Annotated in this window: 6 protein-coding genes; 4 read left to right on the top strand and 2 right to left on the bottom strand. The window is 73.1% G+C overall.

Annotated elements, in window-relative coordinates; genetic code table 11:
* The 4 genes from QM572_RS13275 to scpA all read left to right on the top strand — a co-directional run.
* On the top strand, window positions 1–317 hold a 317-nt coding region (locus tag QM572_RS13275; protein ID WP_415093873.1), incomplete at its 5' end, for an ATP-binding cassette domain-containing protein.
* Window positions 314–2,080, top strand: a complete 1,767-nt coding sequence (locus QM572_RS13270; RefSeq protein ID WP_415093871.1) for an ABC transporter ATP-binding protein — start codon at window positions 314–316, stop codon at window positions 2,078–2,080. The genes QM572_RS13275 and QM572_RS13270, both read left to right, overlap by 4 nt.
* A gap of 61 nt (window positions 2,081–2,141) precedes the next feature.
* A complete protein-coding gene (locus QM572_RS13265; RefSeq protein ID WP_415093869.1) occupies window positions 2,142–3,887 on the top strand; it encodes a methylmalonyl-CoA mutase family protein in 1,746 nt (581 codons plus the stop codon).
* The gene (gene scpA, locus QM572_RS13260) at window positions 3,884–6,094 is read left to right on the top strand and encodes a methylmalonyl-CoA mutase (RefSeq protein ID WP_415093867.1); all 2,211 of its coding nucleotides are present in this window, start codon (window positions 3,884–3,886) and stop codon (window positions 6,092–6,094) included. The genes QM572_RS13265 and scpA overlap by 4 nt, the downstream gene beginning before the upstream one ends.
* Before the next feature lie 192 nt (window positions 6,095–6,286).
* Here the strand turns inward: scpA and QM572_RS13255 are convergent, their stop codons facing one another.
* Window positions 6,287–6,943 carry a response regulator gene (locus QM572_RS13255; protein WP_415093865.1) on the bottom strand — a complete coding sequence of 219 codons (657 nt, stop codon included), beginning with the start codon at window positions 6,941–6,943 and terminating at the stop codon, window positions 6,287–6,289.
* Window positions 6,940–8,568 carry an ATP-binding protein gene (locus QM572_RS13250; RefSeq protein WP_415093863.1) on the bottom strand — a complete coding sequence of 543 codons (1,629 nt, stop codon included), beginning with the start codon at window positions 8,566–8,568 and terminating at the stop codon, window positions 6,940–6,942. The genes QM572_RS13255 and QM572_RS13250 overlap by 4 nt, the downstream gene beginning before the upstream one ends.
* Window positions 8,569–8,704 lie beyond the last annotated feature (136 nt).

Below are 8,704 nucleotides of genomic sequence, written 5' to 3'. Positions count from 1 at the left end.
TGGCCGCTGCGTGCGACGACTTCGCCACGGACCTCGACCTGCCGGTCGGCGAGGGCGGCAACCGGCTCTCGGGCGGCCAGCGCCAGCGGGTCGCGCTTGCCCGCGCGCTGGCGAGCGAGGCGCCGGTGCTCGTCCTGCACGACCCGACCACCGCGGTCGACTCGGTCACCGAGCACGCGATCGCGGGACGGCTGCGCGGCGCACGGGCCGGTCGGTCGACGCTGCTCATCTCCTCGGCACCGGCACTGCTGGGCTGCTGCGACCGGGTCGTGGAGCTCCCTGCCGACCTCCCCGAACGGGTGAGGAGCGCGCCATGAGCGCCGCGTCCGCGGCGACCGCGCTACCCGTCGCGAGCGGCCGGGAGACGGCTGGGGAGGTGTGGCGGCTGAGCCAGGGGCACCGTCTGCGGCTGGCCGCGACGGGGGCCCTGGGCATCCTCAGCACCGCCGTCGACCTGATCCCGCCAGCAGCCATCGGCGTTCTCGTCGACCACGTGCAGGCAGGCACGGCGGATCTCGGCACCGTGCTGACGGTCACCGCCGTGATGGCACTCTCGGCCGTGCTCGGCGCAGCGGGCACAGCCCTGACGATCGTGCTCGCGACGCGCGTCTACCACGCCATCCTCGCCACTCTGCGCGAGCAGGTCGTGGGCCGCGCGATGACGCTGCCGCAGCACTTCGTCGAGCGTGCCGGGACGGGTGACCTGATCTCCCGGTCCAGCGACGACGTCACCGCGGTCGCGGACGCCGCTCCTGCCGTGATCCCGGTGCTCACCGTCACCGCGTTCACCATCATCGTGTCGCTGGGCGGCCTCGCGGCCCTGGAGTGGCCCTACGCGGCTGCGTTCATCGTGGTGCTGCCGGTCTATGCGGTGGCCATGCGCTGGTACCTCCGCACCGGGCCGCGCGTCTATCGCGCCGAGCGGACGGCGATGAGCGCGCGTGCCCAGCAGATCCTCGAGTCCCAGCGCGGCTACGCCACCGTGCGCGGCTTCGGGTTGGCCCAGCAGCGGCACCAGGCCGTGATGGCGGACTCGTGGGGCGTCGCGGTGCAGTCGCTGCGTGCCCGGATCGTGCAGAGCATGCTCAACGGCCGTCTCAACCTCGGCGAGTGCCTGAGCCTGGCCACCGTGCTCGTCGTCGGCTTCGTCCTGATCGACCACGGCGCCTCGTCCGTCGGTGGCGCGACCACTGCGATGCTGCTCGTCCTGCGCATGCTCGCGCCGGTCAACGAGCTGCTGTTCGTCATCGACACGCTCCAGTCGGCCCTCGCCTCGCTGAGCCGCATGGTCGGCGTCGCCACGATCCCCGAGGACCCGACCGACGGATCCGCCGATGATCCGGCGACGTCGTACGACGGCGCTCCCGGCGTACGCCTCCGCGGCGTCGTCTTCCGCTACGGCGCAGGTCCCGCCGCGCTGGACGAGATCACCCTCGACGTTCCCGCGGGGGAGCACGTCGCGCTGGTCGGAGCGTCCGGGGCGGGGAAGTCGACGCTCGCCGCCGTGATCGCCGGCGCTCACCGTCCGGATGCCGGGACCGTGAGTCGCCCGGCGCGCGCCGCGGTCGTCACCCAGGAGGTGCACGTCTTCGCCGGAACCCTTCGCGAGAACCTCACGCTCGCCGCCCCCGACGCCACCGATCGTGAGATTCGCGCCGCGCTCGAGGTCACCGGCGCAGCCGACCTGGTCGAGCTGTCGGCGCACGGTCTCGACACGGAGGTCGGCACCGGTGGCCACGCGCTCACCGACGCCCAGGCCCAGCACCTCGCGCTGGCCCGGCTTCTGCTCGCCGACCCGGACCTGGCGATCCTCGACGAGGCGACCGCCGAGGCGGGGTCGGCCCACGCCGAGCAGCTCGACCGCGCCTCGGAGGCCGTCCTCGCCGGCCGGACCGGTCTCGTGATCGCCCACCGGCTCTCCCAGGCGGCGAGCTGCGACCGGATCGTCGTCATGGATCGGGGGCGCATCGTCGAGGAGGGGACGCACGCCCAGCTCGTGGCCGCGGGTGGCCCGTACGCCGGCATGTGGAGCGCGTGGCAAGCAGGCCGCAGCCTCGACGAGCCGCACGGCCAGGCGTGACCCCAGGCCTTGTTACTGGCCAGTAGTTCCCCGCGGTTTCCCGGTAGTAAGGTCACGTCCCATGACCGAGGCCCCTGCTGAGCAGCAGCCCGTCGCCCTCGCGCGCCCCGAGGACGAGCACAGCCAGGCGGAGTGGGAGGCGGCCGCGGCCGCCGTGCTCCGCAAGACGCGCAAGCTCGGTGAGGACGACCCGGACTCGCTGGTCTGGGACAAGCTCGGTCGTGCCACGCTCGACGGCATCACCGTGACGCCGCTCGGCCTGCCGGGCGGTGACGTCGCCGCGGTCCGCCCGACTCGCGCCGGCGCCTGGGACATCCGCAGCCTCATCGACGACCCCGAGCCCAAGCTCGCCAACGAGGCCGCGCTCGTCGACCTCGAGGGCGGCGTGACCAGCCTGTGGCTCGCGGCCGACGAGGGATGCGACCTCGCGGCCGTGCTCACGGGCGTCCTGCTCGACCTGGCGCCCGTCGTTCTCGATGCGCCGGTCGGCACGGCCGCCGTGGCCGAGGCCTTCCTCGCGCTCCCCGGCGTCAAGCACGCCGACTCCAACCTCGGCGTCGACCCGATCGGCCAGGTCCTCCGCGGCCGTCCGCTCGCCGGCGACGCGGTCGACCAGGTCCAGACGCTGGCCCGCTGGGCGTGGCAGGCCGACATCCGCGCGATCGTCGTCGATGCCACCGCCGCGCACGACCTCGGAGCCAGCGACGCCCAGGAGCTCGGCTGGGCGATCGCTGCCGGGACGGCGTACCTGCGCTGGCTCACCGCCGAGGACGGCGGCGGGTTCAGCGTCGACGAGGCCGCGGGCCTGATCGACTTCCGGCTCGCGGCCACCGACGAGCAGTTCCCGACGATCGCCAAGCTGCGCGCGGCCCGCACCCTGTGGGCGAGCGTGCTGGACCACAGCGGCGCGAGCTCGACGCGGATGCGGATCCACGCGACCACGAGCCGGCCGTCGTTCAGCAAGTACGACCCCTACGTCAACATGCTCCGCGGCACGGTCGCGGCCTTCGCCGCCGGGGTCGGCGGCGCCGACAGCATCACCGTGCTGCCCTTCGACAGCGCCAACGGCCGGCCGCAGGCCTTCGGTCGCCGAATCGCCCGCAACGTCAGCCACCTCCTCATCGACGAGTCGCACGTCGCCGTCGTGGCGGACCCCGCCGGCGGCGCGTACGCCGTCGAGCAGCTGACAGGTGATCTCGCCGTCGCCGGGTGGAGCGAGTTCCAGAGGCTCGAGGCCGAGTGGGCCGGGGACGTGGACGTCACCGCGTTCCGTGCCCGGATCGAGGAGGTCGTGGCGAAGCGGGAGAGGGCGATCGCCAAGCGCTCGCGGCCGCTGACCGGGCTGACCGAGTTCCCCAACCTGGCCGAGGAGCTGCCCCAGCGCGACCCCGACCCGAGGGCCGACTCCGTCCGGCGCTACGGCGCGAGCTTCGAGGCGCTGCGGGACGAGCCGGCGGGCCAGCCGGTCTTCCTCGCCACCCTCGGCCCGATCGCGCACCACACCGCCCGCGCGACCTTCGCCGCCAACCTGCTCGCGACCGGCGGCATCGCGGTCGACCTCGCTGGCGCGACGTCGGGGGCGAGCGACCTCGTCGCCGCGTACGCCGGCCAGTCGGTCGTCATGCTCGCCGGCTCCGACAGGGCCTACGAGGAGTGGGGCGCCGACGCCGCCGCCGCCCTGCGCGAGGCGGGCGCGAGGCACGTGATCATCGCGGGCAAGCAGGTGGACTACGCCGATGCGTCCGCCGCGATGGGCGTCGACGCGCTCGACTTCCTCACCACCGTCCGGAAGGAGCTCGGCGCATGAGCGTTCCCGCCTCGTTCGAAGGCCTCCCCTTCAGCCCCACCAGCCCCACGACCCGGCCGGGAGGGGAACTTCTCGGGGGGCACGCCGGCCGAGAAGTTCCCGAGTCACCGGTTAACCGGGGACCGCAAACCTGGACCAGCCCCGAGGGCATCGAGATCGCCCCGTCGTACACGGAGTCCGACCTGGTCGGGCTCGACGCGCTCGACACCTACCCCGGCCTCAGCCCGTTCCTGCGCGGCCCCTACCCGACGATGTACACCACCCAGCCGTGGACGATCCGGCAGTACGCCGGGTTCTCCACCGCCGAGGAGTCGAACGCCTTCTATCGCCGCAACCTGGCAGCGGGCCAGAAGGGTCTTAGCGTCGCTTTCGACCTGGCGACCCACCGCGGCTACGACTCCGACCACCCGCGGGTGCGCGGCGACGTCGGCATGGCCGGCGTGGCGATCGACTCGATCTACGACACCCGCACGCTCTTCGACGGCATCCCCCTCGACGAGATGTCGGTCAGTATGACCATGAACGGCGCCGTGCTGCCGGTGATGGCGCTCTACATCGCCGCCGCGGAGGAGCAGGGCGTGAAGCCCGCGCAGCTCGCGGGCACGATCCAGAACGACATCCTCAAGGAGTTCATGGTCCGCAACACCTACATCTACCCGCCGGCCGGGTCGATGCGGATCATCGGCGACATCTTCGCCTACACCGCGAGCAACATGCCGCGGTTCAACTCGATCTCGATCTCCGGCTACCACATGCAGGAGGCGGGCGCGACGGCCGATCTGGAGCTGGCGTACACGCTCGCGGACGGCGTGGAGTACATCCGCACCGGCCTCGCCGCCGGCCTCGACATCGACGCCTTCGCCCCTCGCCTGAGCTTCTTCTGGGCCATCGGGATGAACTTCTTCATGGAGGTCGCGAAGATGCGTGCGGCCCGTGCGCTGTGGAGTCGCCTCGTCGCCGACTTCGACCCGAAGTCCGCCAAGAGCCTCAGCCTGCGGACCCACTCCCAGACCTCCGGCTGGAGCCTCACCGCGCAGGACGTCTTCAACAACGTCGGCCGCACCTGCATCGAGGCGATGGCCGCGACCCAGGGCCACACCCAGAGCCTCCACACCAACGCGCTGGACGAGGCGATCGCGCTGCCGACCGACTTCTCCGCCCGGATCGCGCGCAACACCCAGCTCCTGCTGCAGCAGGAGTCCGGCACCACCCAGATCATCGACCCCTGGGCCGGCTCCTACTACGTCGAGCGGCTCACCCACGACCTCGCCGCCCGCGCCTGGGCTCACATCCAGGAGGCCGAGGCGGCCGGGGGCATGGCGAAGGCGATCGAGCAGGGCATCCCCAAGATGCGCATCGAGGAGGCCGCGGCCCGCACCCAGGCGCGCATCGACTCCGGTGCGCAGAAGGTCATCGGCGTCAACACCTACCGCCAGGCGGTCGAGGACAAGCTCGACGTGCTCAAGGTCGACAACGACGACGTCTACCGACGTCAGATCGCCAAGCTGGAGCGGCTCCGCGCCGAGCGTGACGACGACGACGTACGCCGGGCGCTGGATGCGCTCACCAACGCGGCCGGCTCCACCGGCGCCGGTGCCGGCAACCTCCTCGAGCTGGCCGTCGACGCCGCCCGCGCGAAGGCGACCGTCGGCGAGATCTCCGACGCGGTCGAGAAGGCCTACGGGCGCCACCAGGCCGTGATCCGTACCATCTCCGGCGTGTACCGCGACGAGGCCACCAGCTCCGGCGACAGCAAGGTCGCCGAGGTCCTCAAGGCGACCGACGAGTTCGAGGAGGCCGAGGGCCGCCGCCCCCGCATCCTCGTCGCCAAGATGGGCCAGGACGGTCACGACCGCGGCCAGAAGGTCGTCGTCTCCGCCTTCGCCGACCTCGGCTTCGACGTCGACGTCGGCCCGCTCTTCTCCACGCCGGAGGAGGTCGCCCAGCAGGCCGTCGACGCCGACGTGCACATCGTGGGCGTCTCCTCCCTCGCCGCCGGACACCTGGCCCTCACGCCTGCCCTGAAGAAGGCGCTGGAGGACCAGGGCCGGCCGGACATCCTCATCGTCGTCGGCGGCGTCATCCCGCCCGACGACGTGCCGACGCTCAAGGAGATGGGCGCGGCCGAGGTCTTCCCGCCCGGCACCGTCATCGCCGACTCCGCGCTGGACCTGCTCAAGCGCCTGCGCGAGCAGCTCGACGCCTGACCCCGGATCCACCGATTCTGCGCCTGCTGCGCGCCCCCATCCGGGCGCCCTGGCTGCGTTGTCGCACCTCGACGGAGGCCACTTCGTTCAGACCTCGGCCCGCCTTCGGCACTCCGCCTTGCCAGGACACCCGTCTGGTGACGCTCGCTACGGCGAGAATCGGTGGATCCGGGCTGACCGGGCGGCGGGCGGTCACGGCAGGCGGTACTCCTGACGTGGACGGCCCGCGGCGCCGTACTGCAGCGACATCCGCAGCCGGCCGGCGCTGACCAGCGCGGCGAGGTGGCGGCGCGCGGTCGCCGGCGAGACGCCGACGAGCGTCGCCACCTGGTCGGCGACGAGCGTCGCGTGGTCGGCGAACTGCGCCAGGATGGCGCGCTCGGTCGGCGAGGCCGTCTCGGCGCGGCGGTCGGGCCGGCTGCCGGTGCGCATCGCCGAGAGTGCCGCGTCGACGGCGGCCTGGTCGATCTGCCCGGCGTCCAGCGCGCGCCGGTAGTGCGCGTAGCCGGCCAGCCGCCGGGCGAGCTCGGCATCGCCGAACGGCTTGATCAGGTAGGTCAGCGCTCCGGCGCGCAGCGCACGGCGTACGGCGTCCGGGTCGGTCTCCGCGCCCGCGATGAAGCAGTCGCAGCCCAGCTCGGCGATGAGGTCGATCCCGGACCCGTCGGGCAGGTGGACGTCGAGGATCGCCAGGTCGGTCTCCGGGTGCTCCCGCAGCGCCGCGCGGGCCTCGGCCATCGAGCCGGCCCGCGCCGTCACGCGGAAGCCGGGCAGCGCGCCGACGATCGCCGCGTGGAGCCCGGCGACACGGAAGTCGTCGTCGACGATCAGCACCCCGAGACCGCTCATGACCCGCTCGCCCCGGCGAGCACCCCCGGGAGGCGCGCGACCAAGACGGCCCCGCCCTCGACGCCGCCCGGATCGGCCACGACGATGTCGCCGCCGATCCGGCGAGCGAGCTGGCGGGAGAGGGCCAGCCCCATGCCACGGCCGCCCGGCACGGCCGGGTCGGCCTTGGTGGTCACGCCGTCCACGAAGATCTCCTCCGGGTCGTCGAGCTGGATGCCCGGGCCCGAGTCGGCGACGGTGATCAGCAACGTGTCTCCCTCGGTGAAGGCGTCGACCTCGACATGGGCGGCGCGGCCGTCCGGCTGCTGGCCGGCGGCGTCGATGGCATTGTCCACCAGGTTGCCCAGCACCGTGGTGACCGTGATCGGGTCCGTGAGAGTGCCCTCCACCCAGGTCTGGGCGCCGAGGCCGATCGTGACGCCGCGCTCGCGGGCATGGGCCGCCTTGGCGTCGAGGAAGCCGTGGAGGTGCGGCTCGTGGACGTTCTCCAGGCCCTCCAGCCCGGCATGTCCGCCGATGCCGGTCAGCTCGTCGAGATAGGCGGTGGCGTCGTCGACCCGGTCGTGCCTGAGGAGCCCGGCGAGCACGTGCAGCCGATTGGCCGTCTCGTGGCGCTGGGCGCGCAGCGCGACGCTCATCGCCTGGACGGCGTCGACCTCCCGGGTGAGCTCCTCGACGTCGGTGCGGTCGATGATCGAGGCGACGATGCCGAGGTCGCGGCCGTCGGCGTCGACCTGGTGCGAGCTGATGAGGACGACCCGGTCGCCGACCGTGGCCGCGACCGGGTCGTGCGTCGGGGTGCGGAGCGGGCCGAGGACGCGCGCGCCGAGGCCGAGCTCGCCGACCGCGGTCCCGACCGGAGCCGTGACGCCGAGCAGCTGCCGCGCCTTGTCGTTGATCACCCGGACGATCCCGGCGCGATCGACGGCCAGGACGCCGTCGGCCATGGCGTGCAGCACGGCGCCCTGGTCGCGCAGCAGCTCGGCGAGCTCGTCCGGCTCCAGCCCGAGGGTGAGCCGCCGCCAGCGGCGCGCCAGGAGGAGCGAGCCGAGGGCGCCGACCGCCAGCGCGGCCAGCGCGATGCCGGTCGTGGTCACGATGGCGTGCCGGGTCGCCGTGGCGATGGCTTCGGTCGAGACGCCGACGCTGACCAGCCCGACCACCCGATCGCCGTCGAGGACCGGCACCTTGGCCCGGACCGACTCGCCGAGGGTGCCCCGGTCGGTGGTGATCTCCACCCGGCCCGCGAGCGCCGTGCTCGGATCGGTCGAGACCGGCTCTCCGAGCTCGTCGGGGTCCGGGTGCGCGAGGCGGATGCCCGCGTCGTTGGCGATGACGACGAAGAGCGCGCCGGTCCGCTCCCGGACCGCCTCCGCCTCCTGCTGCAGCGGACCCGCGGCCAGCGAGGAGCGTACGCCGGGGGCCAGCTCAGCCCCGCCCGCGGCGGCGACCGCGGAGACGACGTCGCCGTCGGCCGCGACCGACTGCGCGATCGCCAGCGCTCGCTGCGCGTACTCGTCACGACTGCGGTCGTCGGCTCCGGCGATCACCACGCCGAAGCCGACGCCCAGGCTGAGGGCGATCACGGCGAGCTGCAGCAGCAGGACCTGCGTGCGCAATCGCATGGACCGAGCCTAGGGTGTGTTGATCGATTCGGACGCCTGCTGCGCGTCGCCCAGCACGCGCCCTGGCGGCGTTGTCACTCGTCGCGATGCCTCCGGCATCGCTCCTCGCTCCGCCTTGCCAGCGCACGCGCTGGAC

This window comes from Nocardioides sp., assembly GCF_047607365.1.
Taxonomy (GTDB): domain Bacteria; phylum Actinomycetota; class Actinomycetes; order Propionibacteriales; family Nocardioidaceae; genus Nocardioides.
The sequence above is the reverse complement of the archived record's forward strand: the minus strand, read 5'-3'. Positions and strand labels throughout refer to the sequence as shown.

Coding starts and splice junctions, on each gene's coding strand:
- QM572_RS13250 (WP_415093863.1), bottom strand. CDS start 8,568: ATGCGATTGCGCACGCAGGTCCTGCTGCTGCAGCTCGCCGTGATCGCC.
- QM572_RS13265 (WP_415093869.1), top strand. CDS start 2,142: ATGACCGAGGCCCCTGCTGAGCAGCAGCCCGTCGCCCTCGCGCGCCCC.
- QM572_RS13270 (WP_415093871.1), top strand. CDS start 314: ATGAGCGCCGCGTCCGCGGCGACCGCGCTACCCGTCGCGAGCGGCCGG.
- QM572_RS13255 (WP_415093865.1), bottom strand. CDS start 6,943: ATGAGCGGTCTCGGGGTGCTGATCGTCGACGACGACTTCCGTGTCGCC.
- scpA (WP_415093867.1), top strand. CDS start 3,884: ATGAGCGTTCCCGCCTCGTTCGAAGGCCTCCCCTTCAGCCCCACCAGC.